At 70.7% G+C, this 19,759-nt stretch carries 14 protein-coding genes and 2 pseudogenes; 11 read left to right on the plus strand and 5 right to left on the minus strand.

Features of this window, described 5'->3' with window-relative positions; all coding sequences use genetic code 11:
• Window positions 1-109: 109 nt before the first annotated feature.
• Window positions 110-363, plus strand: a pseudogene (locus AB852_RS40985) (alpha/beta hydrolase); the annotation flags it as partial.
• A gap of 605 nt (window positions 364-968) precedes the next feature.
• On the opposite strand, the gene AB852_RS26260 reads toward AB852_RS40985, so the two are convergent.
• Entirely contained in the window at window positions 969-1,376 is a 408-nt protein-coding gene (locus AB852_RS26260; protein ID WP_073792665.1) for a hypothetical protein, read from the minus strand.
• 1,978 nt (window positions 1,377-3,354) lie between these two features.
• Between AB852_RS26260 and AB852_RS26265 the strand changes: the two genes are divergently transcribed.
• Window positions 3,355-4,122, plus strand: coding sequence for a Crp/Fnr family transcriptional regulator (locus AB852_RS26265; protein WP_073792666.1), 768 nt, complete (start codon window positions 3,355-3,357; stop codon window positions 4,120-4,122).
• 154 nt (window positions 4,123-4,276) lie between these two features.
• Window positions 4,277-4,714: a hypothetical protein gene (locus tag AB852_RS26270; RefSeq protein ID WP_143201284.1), complete on the plus strand. Its 438-nt coding sequence runs from the start codon at window positions 4,277-4,279 to the stop codon at window positions 4,712-4,714.
• Window positions 4,715-5,547: 833 nt separating this feature from the next.
• Here AB852_RS26270 and AB852_RS26275 read toward each other — a convergent pair.
• From AB852_RS26275 to AB852_RS26285, 3 genes are all read right to left on the minus strand, one after another.
• Complete coding sequence (locus tag AB852_RS26275; protein WP_245876925.1) at window positions 5,548-6,402, minus strand: NmrA family NAD(P)-binding protein; 855 nt, start codon at window positions 6,400-6,402, stop codon at window positions 5,548-5,550.
• 187 nt (window positions 6,403-6,589) lie between these two features.
• Window positions 6,590-6,991 (minus strand): hypothetical protein, encoded by a 402-nt coding sequence (locus tag AB852_RS26280; protein ID WP_266503885.1) that lies wholly within the window; start codon window positions 6,989-6,991, stop codon window positions 6,590-6,592.
• A gap of 287 nt (window positions 6,992-7,278) precedes the next feature.
• Window positions 7,279-7,797: a MarR family winged helix-turn-helix transcriptional regulator gene (locus AB852_RS26285; protein WP_073792670.1), complete on the minus strand. Its 519-nt coding sequence runs from the start codon at window positions 7,795-7,797 to the stop codon at window positions 7,279-7,281.
• 928 nt (window positions 7,798-8,725) lie between these two features.
• On the opposite strand from AB852_RS26285, the pseudogene AB852_RS41410 reads away from it, so the two are divergent.
• Window positions 8,726-8,899, plus strand: a pseudogene (locus tag AB852_RS41410) (sigma factor); the annotation flags it as partial.
• Window positions 8,900-9,098: 199 nt separating this feature from the next.
• Here the strand turns inward: AB852_RS41410 and AB852_RS26300 are convergent.
• On the minus strand, window positions 9,099-9,605 hold the full coding sequence (locus AB852_RS26300; RefSeq protein ID WP_073792672.1) for a GNAT family N-acetyltransferase: 507 nt from the start codon (window positions 9,603-9,605) through the stop codon (window positions 9,099-9,101).
• A gap of 865 nt (window positions 9,606-10,470) precedes the next feature.
• Here AB852_RS26300 and tap point away from each other — a divergent pair.
• The 7 genes from tap to AB852_RS26340 all read left to right on the plus strand — a co-directional run bounded on the left by tap (window position 10,471) and on the right by AB852_RS26340 (window position 19,512).
• Entirely contained in the window at window positions 10,471-12,726 is a 2,256-nt protein-coding gene (tap, locus tag AB852_RS26305; RefSeq protein WP_073792673.1) for a telomere-associated protein Tap, read from the plus strand.
• A gap of 6 nt (window positions 12,727-12,732) precedes the next feature.
• Window positions 12,733-13,290: a telomere-protecting terminal protein Tpg gene (tpg, locus tag AB852_RS26310; protein ID WP_073792674.1), complete on the plus strand. Its 558-nt coding sequence runs from the start codon at window positions 12,733-12,735 to the stop codon at window positions 13,288-13,290.
• A gap of 90 nt (window positions 13,291-13,380) precedes the next feature.
• A complete protein-coding gene (locus AB852_RS26315) occupies window positions 13,381-13,986 on the plus strand; it encodes a dihydrofolate reductase family protein (RefSeq protein WP_073792675.1) in 606 nt (201 codons plus the stop codon).
• A gap of 617 nt (window positions 13,987-14,603) precedes the next feature.
• The gene (locus tag AB852_RS40290) at window positions 14,604-14,978 is read left to right on the plus strand and encodes a hypothetical protein (protein WP_218623286.1); all 375 of its coding nucleotides are present in this window, start codon (window positions 14,604-14,606) and stop codon (window positions 14,976-14,978) included.
• A gap of 868 nt (window positions 14,979-15,846) precedes the next feature.
• A complete protein-coding gene (locus AB852_RS39930) occupies window positions 15,847-16,890 on the plus strand; it encodes a hypothetical protein (RefSeq protein WP_073792677.1) in 1,044 nt (347 codons plus the stop codon).
• 735 nt (window positions 16,891-17,625) lie between these two features.
• Window positions 17,626-18,303: a hypothetical protein gene (locus AB852_RS41680; protein ID WP_245876932.1), complete on the plus strand. Its 678-nt coding sequence runs from the start codon at window positions 17,626-17,628 to the stop codon at window positions 18,301-18,303.
• A gap of 246 nt (window positions 18,304-18,549) precedes the next feature.
• Window positions 18,550-19,512, plus strand: coding sequence for a hypothetical protein (locus tag AB852_RS26340; protein ID WP_073792679.1), 963 nt, complete (start codon window positions 18,550-18,552; stop codon window positions 19,510-19,512).
• Window positions 19,513-19,759 lie beyond the last annotated feature (247 nt).

Here is a 19,759-nt window from a genome sequence, read left to right on the forward strand (position 1 = left end):
CTGATCCGTACGCCCAGCTCGACGATCATCGGCTCCGGCCCGCCGTCGGCATCCGCCCGGCGGTGGCCGGGCCCCGCACGGCCCGCCGGGGTGACCGGACCACGCCGGCGCGGCCGCCGGATCCTTCGCCGGGGGATACGTGCCCCGCGCCCGGCGCGAGGAGGCCCGGCAGGTCACCGTTCCCCTGCTGTTCCTGCCCCGGTGGGACGACGGAGTGGAACTCCCGGCAGCGGGCCCCGGATCTGTTCGGCACCTCCGGCACCAGGGAGAAGATGCTGCGCGCCGATCCGGGCGGGCGCACCGGCACCCCGTGGGTTCGGGGCGGAGGACGGGAACCGGTTCTTCGACCGGCATCTGAAGTGAGCGCGGGCTGTCAGGCCGACGGCACCCGGCACCCGGCACCCGGCAGCAGGCACCCGGCAGCCGGTGACGCCGGGACACCACTGATCACTGATCGGGGACAGGTCCCGGGCCTCCACGACGGCGCCCGGCAGATGCACAACCGCCGCCCCGGCCAATGCGGTAACGGCCGATGCGGTATCGGCAGGCCGCGGTACCGGCAGGCCGGGGCGGCGCGTCTCCGGATCGACGTCGGCAGGGTACCGGCCGGTCACCACCACCGGCCCGCCGCCGGTTGGTGACCGGGCAGCCTTCCCCGTGCGGCTTCGCGGCCCGCGCACAGCGGCCGGTGGCGGTCCCGGTCCTGCCTTCACCCGGCACCGGCGAGGTGCACACAGGAGTCAGCGGCGAACTCGGGGGCACCCTGAACTCCGTGACCACCGGCGGCGCTTCCTGGTACGGCCTCAGCGATGCCGGCAGCAGCGCCGTCCCGTTCGCCGACAGCATCGGTGAACGGTCGGCACCTGACTTCTGAGAGGTTGATCCAAGTGACCCTCGCCCGGGTAGGTATCGGATTCGAGGACAACCCGGCTGCCACACTCGTCCTGGGAGCCGTGGTGCTGGTGGTGTCATTCGTCTTGGGCTACTGGCGCTACAAGCGTGAAGGGAAGTAGCGGACTTTTCTGACAAGGGGGCGTGTGCGGCCTGACCGGATGTGAGCCAACGGCCCATTCGGGGTGCGGCTGGGCACATGAGGCAAGCTCCTTCCCACCGCCCGGACGATGCTGGACCTGGACCTGGACCTGGGCGTAGCGCCGTGGTGGCGGGGTCGGCCCGGTCTCGTCGGTGGTCAGCCGCTCAGGGGCTGCCACCGGCCTGGAAGTGCTGTCCGTGGGGCCGAGGCCGACCACCGGAATCCATGACGGCCTCCACACGGTGATCCGTTCGTCCTCGGTGCGGTCGGCGTCCAGCCGGTCCTGCCCGGCCTGGGAGCTCATCTTGAGCCGGTAGGTGGCGGCCACGGCGTCCAGGGTCATCTCTGCTCCTGGGGCGGCACCGACCTCGTCGAACAGCGCGACACCTCCACCGTCACTCCGCTCACCTGGGAGTACGACGGCCGCGCACCCGTCGCCCGGCCCCGGAGCGCCGCACACCCCCGAACCGGCCCGCAGCACCGGTCGACGCGGACACCGGCTCACGGGTCTTCGCCGTTGTCACCGACCTGATCGACGAGCACGGCACCATCGCCTGGTAGAGCCGTAGAGCCGTAGAGCCGTAGAGCCGTAGAGCCGTAGAGCCGTAGAGCCGTCTGGGGTACCACTTCGTGGAACCGCACCGCCCTCGCCTCCGCACCTCTGCGGTTTCCCGGCCGGTACGACGACCCGGAAACCGGCCTCTGCTGCCACCGTCACTGCGACCCCATGACCGGTCGGTGCGCCGGCCCCGAACCGCTCGGCCTGGAAGCAGCTCCCGACCCGGCGGCCTGCGTCATCAACCCCCGCCCGTGGACGGACCCCGGAGACCTCATCGCCCGGGGACGCACGGAGAACGGCGGCTGGTGCGGGCATGACCCCGGCCGGCGTACGGGCCGTTCCCGGCGGCGGCATCCTCACCGCACCGGCCGAGGACCTCTCGCGACGTGGAGGGCAGATCGTCATGGACGCGGTTCGACCGGTCCGGGAGAGGTACGGGTTCGGGCCCGTCTCCGGCCGGAGCCCTCCCGTCGGAGCTCATTTGCTGAGGAATGTTCTCAAAATCCTTCTCCGGCTTTCTATGTATTGGATTGTCCGTGTTCGCGTCGACTCGACCCGTTCCCTCTCGGCTGAGTTGACGAACCATCAGATCTTTGGTCTGTCGTTCCAGGGCTGTCCGGTGAGGCGCGGCCGGATTTATCGTTCAGTCGGCATTACGTCTGCGGGTGAACGCCGGAGGGTCTGGTGGCGTGATTGCGATTCGCGGGCGAGAACGGAAATGATCATGCATCTGAAAGGCTCTTCAGGCTTGCGTCCATAAGGGTTGCCACCGGAAAGGCGAATCGCCGGACTGCGGCATATTCGCCGGCGGGAAGTCGGTTGATCGACCGTGAGTTCGGGCGGGGGTCCGGGTGTTGCGCGGCCCAGGCCGGCCGGGTTCAGGCAACCTGATGAGGCCGGTCCCGGCCGGTCGGTATGTGATCGTTATTCGCGCTGCAGGGGAGTTGCGTGACGAACAGGTGCCTGTTTGTGTCGCAGGAAACCGGCAAAAGAATCAAAAGCTGACAGAGGGGGTGGCGTGCCGGTGGCCGCCCCGGCCGCTCGGCGGCCGGTCGATCGGTCAGCCGAAATCCCTCAGGCTAGGGCGACTCGGGTGCCGCATCGGGTCGTGCCGGGGATGTTGCGCCGGTGATGGTGTTTACTGGTGCACGGTCTGAGCCTTGGTGGGTCCAGGCCCCTTTCTGGAGGCTCCGGGGGTGGTTCCCTGGAGCCTCCTTCTTTCTTTTCCGCCTGCTTTGTTTTTCCTTGCCGGGTGCGGCTTGCCGGAATGAACTCATCCGGGTTCGTGATCGTGCGTGCGGCCCCGGTGGGCGGAAAGCAATCCCGGTCGGACGTGTGGCGTGAATCACAGTGGGCATTCTTCTTCGTGATATCCCCTGCTGGTTGATTGCCCTCTTGATAGGGATTCTCATTCCCTGTCGTCGTGGTCTGCGTGCCGTGCTGGGGCGACTGGGAATTGCAGGGACAACGGAGTACCGTGACCCGGCATAGACACCCTCCGTTGCGCATCGGCCTTACCAGCCGGGGACCACACATGCGGAACGGACGGGCGCTGGACCCACCAACCCCCTCCGCCTGTACCACTGAAGGAGATCGGACCAGATGGTCACCGCCGTCGACCGCGGCGTCGCGGTGCGGGACGCCCGGACATCCCGGGCACCGCACACGGCCGCGATACCCGCGATACCCAGTCATCAGGACCGGCCGCCGTCCAGGGCTGCCGCGAGCGCGCCCACGGGACACGGGGCGGGGGCATAGCCGCATGTCGCCGCGGGTCGACGCGTTCAACACGACCGCCGTTCTCCAGGGCACGCAGCCCATGCCTCCCGGCAGTTTCCTCAACTGCCTTCCCCTCGCCGAATGGTCCGCCTTCGTCCAGGCATGGGGCCCGGACGCCCGCACCTACACCCAGGGCGAACAGCTGCCCCTCGGCCCCCACGACGGACACGTCTACATCATGCTGGGCGGCTGTGTCGTCCAGGAGCGTTTCCCCCTGGGCGCCGTCAGGAACGCCCCCAGGGTCGCCCGCTTCCGCGGGGTCGGTGAACTCCTCGGCGAGGCCAAACTCCTCCACCCCGCCTCCGCGGTCACCACGGTCTGCCTCAGCACCACCTGGGTGATGCCTTGCCCTGTGCAGCGCGTCACCGCCCTGCTCAGGCGGCGGCACCTCGCCCAGACGGCCCTGCTCCAGAGCCTCGAAGCCCGGTTCCGCAGCGACGAGTTGATCTACTGCACCGCCTACCGGCCGCCCGTGCACCGCGTCGGCACGCTTCTGCTGCACCTCGCCGTGACCGCCGGCACGACGGACCCTGGCGAACCCGGGCCCGTCACCATCATGGGACCCCGTCAGAAAGACATCGCCGACGCTCTCCTCATGGGGACGTCCACCGTCGAGAAGGCCGTCAGGGAGCTCCGCGGCCATGGCGTGATCCACAGCAAGTACCGGCAGCTCGTCGTCACGGACGCCACCAGGCTCCAGCGCATCCTCGCGTCCGGGCCGAACCCGCCGGCCCCTGCCCCGCCGGCGTGACATCCCTCCCGAACCACCGAACGTGCACCGGCAGCGCCGCACGCCCGGCACCGCGCGCCCTACGAACGGAACACCCGCAATGCCCGCCAACCCCACCAGCCTGGCCGCAGGCGCCGACACCGCATCCCTCACCCTCGGTGCACTGATCGGAATCGTGACACTGACGATATCCGTCCTCACCTACCGCCATGGCCTCAGGCTCTACCGCTGGAACCGCGACAACCGGAGAGCCGACCAGAACGCACAAGACCTCACCGACGTCGACGCCTATCTCCGGCAAGCCCAGCAGAAGCTGTGTGAACTCGCCCAAACGCCCTCCAGCGTGGACGACTTCGCCCCCTTGCGCCCCTTGCGTCATCTCATCAGCAACTCCGCGGACCAATCCGCGGACCAATTGCACGCGATCAGCGGAAAACTCAGAGAAGTGGTCCAGCGCTTCGACTCCTACCTCGCGACAGAACTCACCGCTCCCGGTGTCGGGGATCAGCGGCTCCAGCTCCGGCGGGCGATGCAGCAGGAGTACGCCCGCACGCAACTCCAGGCCGTCATCACGAAGGCCCAGCAGACGAGCCGCACGCTCCGCCGCGTCTGACCGGCCGGAGCGGCCAGTGCCCGGGCAGCACCTTCTGCGGGTTGGTCACAGGCCGGCAGGGATGCCGTGGTGCCGGTGATGTGCCGGGTGATGTGCCGGATGCCGCCGGGCCGGACCTGGGCCCGTACTCCCCGATGGCGCGTCCGTCGGGTGTCCGGATGGGTTCGTGGACGCTGTCCGGGCCGGCGGACCTGTTTCACCCTGAGAGCCGGGGCGGCGGTGTCCGGCGGGAAGGCCGGGGACGAAGGCCGTGCGCACCACCCGGCGGACGTGGGCGGGCTGTGCTGGGTGAGGTGGTCCAGGTCAGCGGCGAAGCGGGGCACAACCTCGTACGTGGGCACAGCGGTTCACCCCGGGGGAGGGGGAACATGGAGTCCCCGGTCGCGGTGGCCGGGGGCGGTGGGTGTTCCGCTCGGGCGTCGGCGGCGTGATCGGGGCGGGGTGCCTTCAGCCGCCTGGTGGGGGGGGCGTGCGTGGGTGATCAGCCCGGAGATCGCCGGGGCCCTTGCCGTAGTGGTGGCTGCCACGGCTGACGCCCGCCGTCGGCCCGGTCTCCCCCTTGCCCCCGACCCAGCCCCGGCCCCCGGCCCCGCCGTCGGTACCGGACCGCGGACCGCCCCCGCATCCGGTGCGCCGCCGCTGCCCCGGCTGCGGCGGCGTGGTCCCGGGCCCGGCTGCCAGGACATCCGCACAGAACGCTGAACCCGGCGAACCGCCCTCTGCGGGCGGAGTCCGTGACGTGGGGCATCCGCTGCGGTTGGGGATGCCGCCGCCGCCGCCGGCGATGCGAAGCGGGCCGCCGGTCGGCGCGTTCCTCGCGCCGGGCAGGGGGGTCAGCTGAAGCGGCTCAGGTGTTCGTGGAGGAACGCGTCCAGGGTGCGGGGATCGCGGCCGACGATCCGGGCGACCGTGTCGGTGGGTGACTCCGGGTGCGACACGGCCAGTTGCTGGATCTCCACGACATGTGCGGCGAGCCACGGGGGCATGTGTGCGTGGTGGACGAGGTTCTCCCGCAGTTCGTGCGGGGCCAGGTCCACGTAGCGGACCGGGCGGCCGAGCATGCGGGTCAGGGTCGCGGCGAGTCCGCCGTAGCCGACCGCCTCGTTCCCGGTGAGCACGTAGGTGCCGCCCGCGAGGTCGGCGCGCGTCAGTGCTGCGGCGGCGACGTCACCGATGTCGCGGCAGTCGATCCAGTTGCAGGGGGCGTCCCGCATCGCGCCCAGGATGATCCTCCGCGCGGCCACGGCCGGGGCCAGGAGCAGCAGGTTCTGCATGAACGCGTAGGGGCGGAGCAGGGTGTGGGTGAGGCCGGACGCGCGCAGGTGTTCCTCGACGGCGTGGTGGCCGCGGGAGAGGGTGACGGGGGAGTCCGCCGCGGCGACCGGGTCGGAGATCTTGACGATGTGTTCGATGCCGCTGCCGGCGGCCGTGTCGACGACACGCTTTTCGAGCTCGACCTGCGCCGGGCCGTTGGCCATGGCGAGGAAGAGCTGCCGGGCGCCCCTGAACGCGGCGCGCAGCGAGTCGGTGTCCGAGGCGTCGGCGGGCAGGACCTCGACCAGGTCTCCGGCCGGGGCGCCGAGGCGGGCCCGCAGCCGGTCCGGGTCGCGGGTCAGCGCCCTGCTCGGCACCCCCGAGGCGGCGAGGCTGCGCAGCAGTGCGCCGCCGGTGGTTCCGGACGCTCCCATGATGACGATCACTGTGTGCCTTTCGGTCGTCCCCCCCGGGGCAACCGCGGGGGGTTGCCCGTCGGCGGGGGTCTGTCTGTCGATGTGTGTGCCGGCCGTCGATGTGCGCCGGCCGGCGGGCTGTTCCCCGGCGCGGGCAGTGCGCGGGTACCGGGAGTGCGGGCCGGGGCTGTCATGGCTGCGGGCGCTAGGGCTGTCCTGGCTGTGATCGCCGGGCCCCGCGCCAGCGCCAGCTCACGACGGTCGCGGCGAGGGCCGCGGATACCGGCAGATCGAGCCGGAGCCGGGTGAGCCACCGGGTGTCGGGCACGCCGGTGTGCGCGGGCAGCCACCGGGAGGCGAACCATCCGACGAGGCCGGCGATCACGGCCGCGCCGACGGCGAGCAGCGCGGCCAGGACGACGCGGGGAAGGGCCACGGTCCACGGGCGCGGCCCCTCGCGGCGTTGCAGCCAGGTGCCGATCAGCAACGCCACCACGGCCGAGGTACCGGCGATGGACGTGACCGCCGCCACCGCCAGCCCGGCCTGCCCGCCGGCGACCCCGCCGGCGCCGGCCGTCAGCGCGGGCGCCAGGTAGGCGACCAGCACCTCACGCCACAGGACGAAGGGACGAGCGCCGCGACGGCCGCCGCCGGTGCTGCTTCCTCGGGCGGTGACCTCTGTTCCGCTTGCGCATGGGACCGGCGGGCCGGGTCCGGACATGAGAGACCAACTCCCCATATTGATTAGGTGGCTAATTATTAGGTCGTGGAAAGGCGCCCGCGCACGCGCGGGGCAGCCGGCTCACGATGCGGAGCGGTTCGCCGGGGTGGCGCACAGGGGAGCGCGGCCGGACATGTGGCCGGACACGCGGCCGGAGGGAACGGCTGCTCGGACTACTCCGCGGTCAACGCGCCGATTCCGCGTACGACCCGCGAGAGGAGATCCAGGAACACCGCGCGCTCACCGACGGTGAGCTCACCCACCATCTCCTGAAGGCGGGCGAAATGTTCGGGCGCCATCTCGCGCAACCGCTGCGCACCGCGGGCGGTCAGGACCACCACGGCGCCCCGCCCGTCCTCCGCGGACGGACGCCGGGCGACCAGACCCTCCCGCTCCAGCCCGTCGACCAGGCCGGTCACCGTGGCGCGGGAGACGCCGAGATCGGCCGCCAGGCGGGAGGGTGATTTCTCCCCGTCGTGATCCTCCAGATCCGCGAGCAGCCGGTACCGCCCGGTCGACAGCCCGTACCTCGCGAAGTGGACCTCGGTCGCCCGGCCGAGCCGCGCCCCCGCCGAGATCAGCCGCACCGCCACGAGCACGGCCTGCGGGTCGGCCCCGAGACCGTAGTGCTCCAGCTGCCGCCGGGCCTGGTCCAGTGAGGGTGACTCGTGGTCGGTTCCGTCCGCTGCCATGCAAGTAATATGGCAGCTAACTACATGACGGTCAAGCGACGGCCCCACCCACCACCACATGACCACCGCAAGCCAACCCCGGCCCGCAGGCCGACCGACCCGCACCAGCACCGAACACCCCCGGCCCAGACCGTCCGCCGAGGACCCAGGCACCCCCACCCCGCCGGACGACCGCTCCGCCGACCAGGCCCCCGCCCCCACTCCCGCCGACCCACTGCTCCCAGGAAGACCCGCCGCACCCCGGCCCCGGCCCGGATCACCACCACCGCCGACTTCGCCCGGCCCGACCGCTGGTTTCATCGCCGGGATCGACGGCGAACCCCCGCAGGAACCGACCCGCCAAGAACGCACCCGCATCACGGGCCTCGCCGTGCACAACGCGATCCGCACCGCCCGCACCGCACCCGCTCCCGCGCGGGGCGGAGCCCCGGCCGCGCCCACTCCGGTCACCGAGTGTTCCAGCTGGTCAGCATGCGCCCCGAACGACTACAGGGCGGTTTGGGAAAATTGTTGGCCCACGGCATCCGCGCTCACCCCTCCTGACGCGTGCAGGAGGTGAGGGCGCAAGCCCTCATCCAACGAGTCGTCATGAGGGGAGGCCGGTCAGTGAGCTGACTGGACTGGATGGAAGCGGGCGGGATGTCGGTCCCGGTTCTGCTCCTGGTTTACTACGTGCTGTGCTGTACCAGGAGTGCCGCAGGGATGTGCCTGAAGGCGTTCCTTGTGGCCCGCGCGGAGCGCGAGCAGCGCGCGACGGTGATCGCGATGGCTGCGGCGCTGCCGCAGCCCGTTTCGAGGAAGGACAGCCGGTCTGGCTGTTCTGCAAGCACTCCGAGCCGGGCCACTGGGTGATCGCCTCTCGGGAGGCTGTGTGAGCGAGGCCGACCAGGGCACGGACTTCGAGGCGTTCGTCCTTGAGACCAGCGCGGTGTTCTTCCGCGTAGCCCGGGCCGAAGCGGGAGAGCTGCACAGTGCCGAAGATGCTGTGCAGGTCGCCTATATGCGCATGTTCAGGTCGTGGGAAAAGATCGTCGCGCGGTCTGGCAGCCGGGCCGCGTACGGCAGCCTTGCGGTCAAGCATGCGGTCATCGACCAGTTCCGGCGCAACCAGCGTATGTTCCCTGCCCCGTTGCAGGAGCTGCCCGAACAGGAGTCCTGGATCGGCATTCCTGGTGCTCCGAGCTCTGCCTGGTGCCGCATAAGAAAGGGTTCGCCCCGTCGGCGGCCTTGCGTAGGTGTTCGGCGTTCCCGGTGCCTCATGGCCTTGGGGACGTTCCGGCACAGCGACGGCCGCCGCTGTGTCATAGCTCCCGGCGCATGCAGCCCCGAGGCCATCGGTCCAAACCATGCGCCGCTTCGCGCTCACGGATCTTCCGCAGCCCAAGGGCGAGCCTGCCGTGGTCCAGGAGGTGGAAGCCGCAGCGCGCGTAGTAGGGGGCGTTCCACGGGACCTGGGTGAACGTGGTGAGGGTCAGGGCGGGTGCCCCCTCGCTCCTGGCGTGATCCGCCAGATGGTCCAGCAGTAGCCGACCGACCCCGCGGCGTGCGCTGTCCGGGTGCACCGAGACCTGTTCGACATGGAGGTTGCCGTCGACACGGTCGGCGATCAGGTAAGCGACCGGGATGTCGGTGTCGTTGACCGCAACCCAGGCAAGCCCGGCCTGCGGATATCGGGCGAGCTCTCCGAGCGGGAGCGGTTCGTCGTCGGCGATCTCCGGCATGCCGATGTCGCGGAAGCACTGACCGGCGGCCCGCTCGATGTCTTGCAGGTGAGGCAACTCGTCCAGACGCACGGCTCGAATATGCATGGGCGCATTTTCCAGGACCAGCCTGACGAGGTCATCGGAACAAGCTCGCACGCCGCCGCTCACCGCTCGACCTCGCACGTCACCACATGGGCGAACGTTGTCTGATGCGGCACAGCCGGGGCCGGAGCCAGAGGGGGTCGCGGCCGAGCTGGAGCCCGAGAACGTCGGGCGCTTCCGGGTGGACCTGGACGACCCGGAAGGCGAGGACGTCCGCTACGCCTCCGTCGGCCGGCTCTCCCTCACCTACCGGGCGAACAGACCCTGCGCCGTCTGTCGGTCCTCACCATCACCCGGCTCGGATAGCCACTCGTGACAACGCCCTGACCCCGGCATCGCGGGCCACCCGTTGCCCTCCGGGAGGCACGTCTCGCTGGTTGGCTCGGCTCCCTGGAGGAGCCCCGAGCGGGGGTTGATCAGTACCATCGCCCGGTGGGTGCCGAGCGCAGGGCGTGGCCCCATGCGTCGGTGTCTGGGCCATCGTTGGGTAAAGGGATGTGGCCGTCGACGAACACGCGGCGCCGGGTGCGGGTCCAGGGTGTCCCGGTGGCGCAGGGGTCGCGAGCGATCGTCCCGGTCATCTCCGGATAGTGGCGCTGCCGTTCGGCGTCCGGCAGGTGGGCGTCCCTGGCGAGCGGGATGTTCCTGGCGCACAGACCAGCACCGGATACGGAATGGGACAGGCGCGAGCGGGCTCTTCGCCGGCGGAGTGTGGCCGGCTCATGTTCCACCCGCGCTTCCTGGCGTTGCGGCAGCCATGCCACAGCAGGTGCCCGGGTCCTTCGAAATAGTGAATGTATGCAAGAAGTACGCTGTTAGTACGTGTAAAGTTCGATTCATGCTAGAATCTTGGACAAGGAGGTGTTTCATGTCCGAGTTGTTTGACGCGGTCGACGCCCTGATCGCCGGGCAGTCCCCGCTCCCCCCGCCGGGCGAGCGGGAGCGGCTGCGCAAGGCGCACGGCCTCACCCAGGAGCAAGTGGCCAGCGCGCTGAAGGTGCGCAGGCCCACGATCGTGTCGTGGGAGTCCGGGAAGACCGAACCGCGCCCGCCGCAGCGGGAGGCATACGCGCGCCTGCTGGAGAAGCTGTCCGAGCTCTACCCCGCCACACCCGCGCCCGTTCCGGCCGCCGCTGCTCCGTCGCCGGTGTCCGGGACGTTCACCGGTTCCACCGCGCCGGTGCGGCGCGAGGCCGGGTCCGCCGGACCGCGGACCCTGTCCACAGGCGCGGCGCCGGATGCTGTGGCCATGACTGCTGAACAGAACAACCAGCAGCCTCCCGTCGTCCGCACCGCGACGTCCCACCCGGGAGTCACCACCAGGCCGTCGGCGTCGAGACATCCGGCCGCGAAGAAGGCCACGGCCAGGCCCGCTGCCGCTCCGGCCGCGGCTGATCCGCGCTTCGGGAACGGCCCGCTCGCGGTCGTCGACGCCGACACCGGCGGACAGGTGTTCGCGTACTGCGTCGGGGGCCTGGTCCTCGATGTCCCCGCGAAGTCGATCCCGGCCCTGGTGGACTGGACCCTTCGCGAGGCGAAGCTCGGCGCGCCGAAGCTGTCCGGGCCGGGGAAGAGCGCGGACCCGCTGCTCGTGCTCACCGAGGCCGCGTGTGAGCGCTTCGGCCTCCCGGCCGCGCTCACCGGGGAGGAGGAGCTCGCCGGCAGGTTGCCGGAGGGCCACAAGGTCATCAAGCAGCTGGTCCGCGCGGAGTGGAAGCTGACGAAGAGGGGCTTCGGTCCGTGGGCGCGGATCTACCGCCCCGTGACCGGTTCGGAGCGGGCCTGCGTCCAGCTGTGCATCCCGTCGTGGCACGCGCTCGACGCCCGGCACTGGGGCGACGCCGCCCAGTTGCCGCCCGCCGAACTCGCCCGGCTCCTGGGCACGTACGCGGGCCGGGTGATGACGCCCCGCGGCTCTACCGCCGTGACCGGCCTGGAGCTGATGACCGCGCTGCACCCGCCGACGCGCGCCTCCGAGCCCGGCATCGACGGCAAGCGGCACTCCGAGCACAACCCCGGCAGCCTGGGCAAGGACCCGGTCGATCCGGCGCCGTGCGAGGCCCCCGACGGCCACCCCCTCCTCACGGACCTGCCGCGCTTCCATGTCCGCGGCCCTGCGGAGAAGCTGTTCGAGGAGGCGTACGACTGGGCGCGCCCGCTCACCGACTGCGAATGCACCAAGCGGCACCTGGTGGGCCTGGACGTGAACATGGCGTTCGCCGCCGGTGCGAACGGCGTGCCGGTGGGCCTGGGCGTGCCGACGCATGTCGTGGACCCGGTGTTCGATCCGAAGCTCCCGGGCTCGTGGCTGGTGGATCTGTCGCACGTCGATCTGTCGCGGGTGAAGGCCGGGAAGGAGTGGGTGGAGCTGGACGGCGGCTTGCTGCCGTCCCCGTTCACGCCGAAGGGCGAGCGCCCAGAAGGGCCGGCCTGGTATGCGACGCCGACGGTGGCGTACGCCCAGGAGCTCGGCTACGACGTCGCGCCAACCGAAGCGTGGGTGCGGTACGAGAACGGCCGCTACCTGGACGCCTGGTACCAGCGGCTGCGTGACGCCTACCTCGCCACGATGGCCGACCTCGGCGTCGACGCCGACCTCGCCCCGGGCGACTTCCTGACGGCGATGGACGGCTACAAGGCCCGCGACCCTCAGCTGGCGATCGTCGTCTCGGCGGTCAAGGCGACCGTCAAGGGAGGCCTGGGCAAGCTCCGCGAGCGCCCCCGCGGGGAGGGCTGGCGGCCGGGCGAGCCGTGGCGCGCCCTGTCCCGTCCCACCTGGCGGCCGGACATCCGCGCGGCGGTCATCTCCCGCACCCGGATCAACCTGCACCGCAAGATCGTGAAGCACGCGGCGTTCACCGGACAGTACCCGGTCGCGATCCTCTCCGACTGCGTCGTCTACGCCGCCGACGGGCCTTCGCCGCTGGACTTCCTGCCCTACCGGGACGGCAAGCCGCTGCCGGGCGGGTTCAAGCTCGGCATCAACCCCGGCCTCGTGAAATGGGAAGGCACGCAGAGCGTGCTGTGGGGCGAGGGAGTCCGGGAGCAGTTCGACGCCCCGGAGCTCAACCTCGCCCGGTACATCAAGGACGGCACCGTCACCAACGCCGACAACGGGGAGTAGCGGGCGATGAGCATGTTCGGGGACAGTCTCGACAAGGCACTGGAGAAGACGTTCACCCGCCCCATGCCCAAGAGCGCGGGCGCGCGAATGCGGTACCTGGTCCGCCAGCACAAGGGCACCCGGGCTGTCGCCGACCTGCTCGGCGTCTCCCAGCGCACCGTGGAGCGGTACGTGAACGACCAGATCAGGAAGCCCCGCAAGCAGCTCGCCGCCCGCCTGGAGCGCGCGGTGCGATCCCGCTGGCAGCCGCAGATCAAGGAGAAGGCGAAGAAGACCGCGGCCACCACCGGCGGCATCGTCATCGACACCCGCGCCCGCCTCGGCTACACCGCCCCGATCGGCTCCACCGACCAGGACCGCATCCGCCACCTCACCGTCGCCCTCCCCCCGCGGCACGCCGCGAAGATCTTCGAAGCACGCGAACAAGGCGCCAGTGAGGACCGGCTGAAGGAGATCGCCGCCGAAGCACTCAAGGAGACCTACTTCCAGGACAACGGCCGCCGGGCCGGCGGCCTGGAGGAGGTCCGCTTCACCGACATCGAGCACCTCGACTTCCAGCTGTAGATCCCCCGACATCGCGACCGATGAGTCTGTGGTTCGCGGCCGGTCCAAGTTCGTGACACCTTTCGTGACACCTAAGGAAGGGACACGGTCATGTCGGAGCTTCTTGTCGACTTCATCACCTCTCTCGACGGCCATGCGTCGGGGGAGGGGTGGCCCGGGTTCTGGGGCCTGGAGGGCCCGGAGTACCTCGCATGGCTCGGGGAGCAGCCCGAGGCCACGTATCTGATGGGAGCGAACACCTACCGTCTGATGTCGGGTTTCGCCGCAGGCGAGGTCCCGGAGGGACAGGACGAGTTCAGGCCCGAGGAGGAGGCGTCCGTCGACGAGCTCACGCGAGCGTCCAAGGTGGTGTTCTCCTCCTCGCTCGAGGTGCCACTGACGTGGGCCAACTCCTCGCTCGTCCGGGACGACGCCGTCGAGTCGGTCCGCGCCATGAAAGCGAGTGGCTCGGGGCTCCTGAGTACGATCGGAAGCCTCAGTCTGTGCCGGTCCCTGCTGCGTGCCGGACTCGTCGACCGCTTTCGTGTCGTGATGTTCCCGGTGATCACCGGGGCCACGGGCGAAGAACGCATCTACGACGGCTATCCGGACGTCGCCCTTGAGATGATCGAGCACCGTACTTTCGACGGCCGCATCCAGCTGGTCGAGTACAAACCTCGCGTACTTGAGCATCCGCCGCTCGGCACCCCTGTGTGATATCGCCCCGCCGGCACCGGCCTGGACGGCCGTCCGCCGACGTCGGCGGCCAGAACCCTGTCACCCCGCCCGCGTACGGCGTGACCTCCTTGCCGACCCTCCTGCTGTTCAAGGACGGAGCGGTGGTGGCCACCAGGATCGGAGCGGTCTCCCCAGGGCCGCTTCAGGAATTCCTGGACCTCAACCTCTGAACAGTCCTGCCCGGCAGAACCGTGCCCGTCAGCACAGCCGGGCCCGCCGGCTCCCCAACGTCGCCTGAGCGGGTGATCGAGCGGCGGTGGAGCTGAGGCGGAAGCCGGCCTGCGAATGCCCGCCTCCCACTCCGGCCGCCCCTCCAGCGCCCCCGGACGGCGCAGGTTGGACAGCCACTGTCCCACCGGCCTGTCGGAGCGCCGACCGGGGAGCGCACGGAGTCCAGTGCCCCGCGAAGTACACCCGGGCCGCCGCCAGGTTCTCCTGGAACCGCTCATCCACCAGCGACCACACCATGCCCAACTGTGCCAGCCGCCGGGCACGTTGGCCGGTCGTCCACCCGCCCCCGTGCGCCCGCCGCTGCTCCGCCACCCACTGCCCCAGGGGAGTCGCGCCCGTCCGGTGTCCGTGTAGGTTCCCCCACCATGAGCGAACGCAATTTATGCCCTTCCTTCGTCTCCACCCGCCCCGAGGACTTGCAGCGATTCCGTGAGATGCCCATGGGGACCAACGAAGTGCCCGCCGTCATGGGCTGCGAGTACGAACCGGGTCACTCCGGCACGCACATCTACGGCGTTCAGGAGGAGATGTCTGCCTCAACCGATCAAGAAGGGGAGTTGGTAGCGGTCTACTGGTGGGCAGGATGGGGCGACGGGTCCGCGACTCCCTACACGATCAGCGTCATGGACCCCTGCCCTGAGTCGTACGGCTATGTTCCGGCCCTCGGGGAGGAAGGAATGTGCTGCCTGCCCCTCGATCACCCCGGCCCGCATAGCCCCGGGGGCGCTGCCTCCGAGTAGTTTCCCGTCACCCAACCGTCCCTGCCCCGGCCACGAACCGGGTGGGCACCCCCTCAGGGTTCCGGACGCGGAAGGCCCGATGTCGGTCCCGCTCCGTACTCTTGGCGCTCAGCCGTCTGGGCTACGGCCCGTGCTGGGTCTGGATCACGGGAAGCGGGACCCATAGTGACGTCGATCTACCTCGCCGCCGGTAGCCAGCCTGTCCCCGGGGCCTGCATCTCCGGGGGCGGCTTCCGTCTCCGGCCCTGGGCAGGCAGCCCTGGCAGAGGTGATGCGAACACCCCGGACACCGGCGCGAAGGAGGCGATCATTTCCGCCACCCGCGTCTTGACCCGGGTATGGGACTGAACGCGCGGGCCGCGCCCGGCGTCGAGCAGCGGGCCGAGCTGACGGTCGAAAGCGCCTGTCATCTTGCCGACGCCCTCACGCCCTCACGCCCACCGCCTAGAGCGCGGCGGCCGAGGGCATGCTGGACGCGATCGACGTCCTCACCGCCGCCCTCTCCCAGATCAGCCCGGCCACCGCCGACGCGCGCCGTCGGCTCGGTCTCCCCCTCGACCCCGCCCCCCGAGCCTGCCGGTGGGCTGGCCAGGCCCTTGCCGCACACCGGACTCCAGACCGCCCCCGCATCCGGGGCACCGCCGGTGCCCCGGCCGCAGGCGAGGCGGCCCAGCCTCCTACCGGCGCGGGGGTGTGCGGGACAGGCCCGGCCCCCGGCCGCGGTCGCCGACCCCACCCGCTGGCGGTATGGGCGGTGCGGACGTCGGAAATCCGGTCAGGAGTGGGCTCTCGGACGAATGCCCTCACTGTTCCGGTCACGGAAACCCGGCCGCCCTCGGGCTGTACTGCCGGAAGGTACACACGGGCCATGGACCTGGGATGCATCGGTATCTGGAGCCTGGCCTTCACCCACGGAGACCGAGGCGCGGCTCGTGAGGCGGCCGCCGAACTGGAGGAGCTGAGCTACGGCACTCTCCGGTGGGGCGGCAACCCGGGAGGCAATCCCCGCGCTGACCTCGTGACCACGGCCGAGCTGCTCGCCGCGACGAACCACGCAGTGGTGAGTCCCGCCTGCGTATCCATCTGGCACCAGCACGCCCTCGCTCTCGCGGCGGCGTATCACGCGCTGCCGGCGCGGACGCGGGACCGGCTGCTCCTCGGCCTCGGCGTGGGCCACCCCAGGGTCGACCAAGACTACCACCACCCGTACACGTCCCTCTACGACTACCTCGACGAGCTGGACGGCCTGCACGCACCGGTTCCCCGGTCGGCCCGGCTGCTGTGCGCCCACGGCCCGCAGATGACGCGCCTGGCCGCCGCCCGTACCGCCGGTCTCCAGCCGCACCTCACGGACGCCGGCCACACCGCGTACACCCGCGAGGTCCTCGGCGACGGCCCGCTGCTGGCACCCTCGGTGTCGGTGGTGCTGGAGACGGACCCCGCCACGGCCCGCAACCCGGCCCGCTCTGTGCTCGCTATGGGGAGTCTCGGCCAGAGCCCAGCAATCCCAGGGCCGAGCCCTCAAATCACGGGCCCCGGTGATGATGTCGTGCCCGCCGATGCGTCGCCAGACGATGTGGGGCTGCCCGGGAACTATCGGCGGGCCGTACCCCCACGTCGCGCGCCCCGGACACCCGGTGCCCATGGACCAGGAGAATTCGTATACGCCCGGCGTGGTCCGTACGCGTTTCACGCGGAGCCCGGTACGGAAGGCGCGGCCGGTGTGGAGGTCGGGGACGAAGGCCGTGCGTACGACCCGGCGGAAGCGGTCGCGTTGGGCGGGGGTGTGCCGGTCCAGGTCGTGGGTGAAGCGGGTGGTGGTCTCGTACGTGGGCACGGTGTCCTCCGGGCAGCACGAAGCCCCCGGCGTTGCCGGGGGCCGTGGGTGTCTCGCTCGGGTCGGGGTTGGTGACGCTGTGGGGGGGGCTTCTTCAGCCGTCGGGTGGGGGAGTGGCGCGTAGGTATACGCGTGGTGGCGAAGGAATCTGATACTTGGCGTCTTTGAGGCTGGTGTGGCTGGTGTAGTGCTCGCCGCACAGCATTTGCATGGCCCGGCCGGTGTCCCCCTGGCGGGCGTGACATGGCCGTCGGTTCCCGCCGGGCGGGATGGGCGGTGAAGTTCCGGTGAACTGTCCCGCCTCGCGGGATCGCGCTTTGGCGCAGGTCAGAGTGGGTGTCCTCTGGGGGGATGCTGAGTGTCGCGAAGATTCAGAGGCGTAATGCGTGGCGGTACTTCGTGCGCGGAGTCGCGTTCGGGGATGGCCGCCTTCCGGTTGGTCAGTCGCTGAAGGACGCTCAGGAGCGGGCGGGGATCCCGCCGGGGGTGTGAGTGGGGGCGTGGCCTGGCGGGGTTGGGGCTGGCCGCGGGGGCGGTGGTGGGGGAGCGGGAGGTGGAGTTGATGTTCGGGGGCTGCGGCATCCGGACGCGGACCGGCTGGAGCGGGAGGGCCTGGCCGGGGGTGTCACCCCGGCCGCGGCGCGGTCTGCCACGGTTCTGGGGCAGCCGGTCGAGGAGATCGAGCAGCGGGATCTGGTTCCGCTGCTCGGTTTGGAGTTTGTGTTCCGGCCGCAGGCGTCGCTGCTGCTGCTGCTGCTGCTGCTGCTGCTGCTGGTGCTGTGGGTGCTGGGCGACGAGGCGCCGCGTCGGGTGATCGAGCGGGCGCACGAACGCGCGATCGCGAAGGTGTTGGAGTGGCTGGAGGACGAGGTCGCGGAGATCCGCTGGGCCTCCGGCAGGAAGCGGGCGAAGCCGCCTGGTGGTGGCGGCACGGTGAGTCCGGCCCGCACGCCCTGGCGTGTGCGGGTTGGACCTGTCACCGATCCGGCCCGTGACGGCCGGAGGAACCCCGAGGATCCGATGACCACCACACCCACCACGCACACCCCGGCGGAGGCTGCCCGCGACAGCGAGCCCCACGGTGAGTCCTGCGGCGGACCCTGCTGCCGACCCCGCAGCCCCGGGCCGCCCCTTCACCGTTGCCGCTGGTCAGCCCACGTACTCACCCTCCCTGGCCGGTTGCAACTCCTCTTCTCCCCGCATGAATGTGCCGGGAGAAGCGTCCCGGCGTCGGAAGAAGACCGCGGCGAGGGCCGGAGCGGACATCCGCGGCCAAGCCTTGCTCACCCTCGCCCGGCTCCGCCTGGCCACACCCCTCCGACTCAAGACGCTGCTCCTGCCGCACCAACAGGACACCGACTACATCCGTCTGGCGCTGCGGAACCTCCGCGCAGAATCCCCGGCCCTGGTCGGCCGTGCCCACCGGGCCCAGCAGAGCTACTGGTACTGCACCCCGGCAGGACTCGCCGAGGCCGCGGCCTCCGGTGAGCTCGCGCCGACGGCCGGCCGGGGCCACCGGGAAGCGCGTCGCATCCGGCAGGACGGGCCTGCGGGAGCACGGCCTCGCCCTGGTCGACACCGTCATCGCCTTCCACCGGGCCGGGGCGGCCGGCCACGCCGACTGGCAGGCGGAAGTCGCCCACCCCACTCGCAGGCTGGTGAGAAGAGTCCAGGTCAGGGTATGAGAAGCTCCGCTCGACACGCCGTGGGGACGGCGTGAAGGGGAGGGACAGCATGTCGATCGATCCTGCGGATTTCGCGGCCCGTCTGCGGGCGGAACAGAACGCTCCGGACCGTGAGGAAAGGCTGCGCCGAGAGCGGGTAGCCCGTCGCCGCAAGACGCTGCTCGGAGCGGGCGCGGGGGTCCTGGCTCTCGGGGGCCTCGGTGTCTGGCTCGCAGACGCCACGGGTAAGCGGCCCGCGAACGAGCCCTACGCCCCCCGCATGCTGGCGGAGCACCTGTGGCCGGACGCGTGGCCGGCCACCACCAACATCCCCTTCCGGGGTTCACCCGCCGCCGCCTGGGAGCCCAGCTCCCACGGCATACGCATTCCCCAAGCCAAAGCCGTTGCCGGTCTGACTCTCCAAGAGGTCCACACCAGCCTCTGGTTGGTCAAGGACTTCCTTGTCGCCACCAACATCTCCAGCCGGACCCTCGCCGGCGCGAAGCCCGTCGAAGCACTGGACCTCCTGGCGCCGGGCGATCCGGTACGGCGGCAACTGGAAGCGGCGTACACCGACCCCGGCTCCGGACGGGAACCGCTCCGGTTCGTCACCCGGTTCGACCCGGACGAGGTGCGCTCACCGGAGCAAGAACTGATCAGGACCGACGGCACCATGACGTACGAGGCCGCACCGTCGGGCGAGCTGCTGGTGCGGGCCGACTACACCTTCGTCCACGCGCTGGTGAAGACGAGTGGAGCCAAGGAGATCAACGACCACGGCTACGAGGTCTCCAGGGTGATCGTCCACCGACAGCTCGACGTTCTCGTCCGAAACGGAAAGCTGCACCCGCAGACGCACTCGGCGGCGATAGTCAACGACGACTGCACCGCGCCGGCCGACGGATTCATCCACCCGCTCTTCCACGACGACCTCAAAAAGGCCGACAAGTGGGCAACGGTCGACCCCTATGCCGAGAAGAACCGCGTCGCCGCTGCGCCACCAGGCGCTTGTGTACGGCCGACCCGGACCTGACCTTCGGGCAGCGCACGACGCTCACGGCACGCCGTACGCCGTGAGCGCCGCTGAGCGTTGAAGTCACCGCGTCGGCTCCCGGCCGCGTCCGGCAACCTGCCCCGAGGTCGGCCGGGAGGGGCGATGGTGCGGGGGACACACGGCGCCAAACGCGCCGTCGGTCGCCGCCGTTTCTCCCGGCAGTACCCGGTGGGCCACCTCACCCGTGGCACACCTCGCTCCTGCTCCGAAGGCGAACATGCCACCT

The organism is Streptomyces uncialis (genome assembly GCF_001905345.1).
Lineage (GTDB): Bacteria > Actinomycetota > Actinomycetes > Streptomycetales > Streptomycetaceae > Streptomyces > Streptomyces uncialis.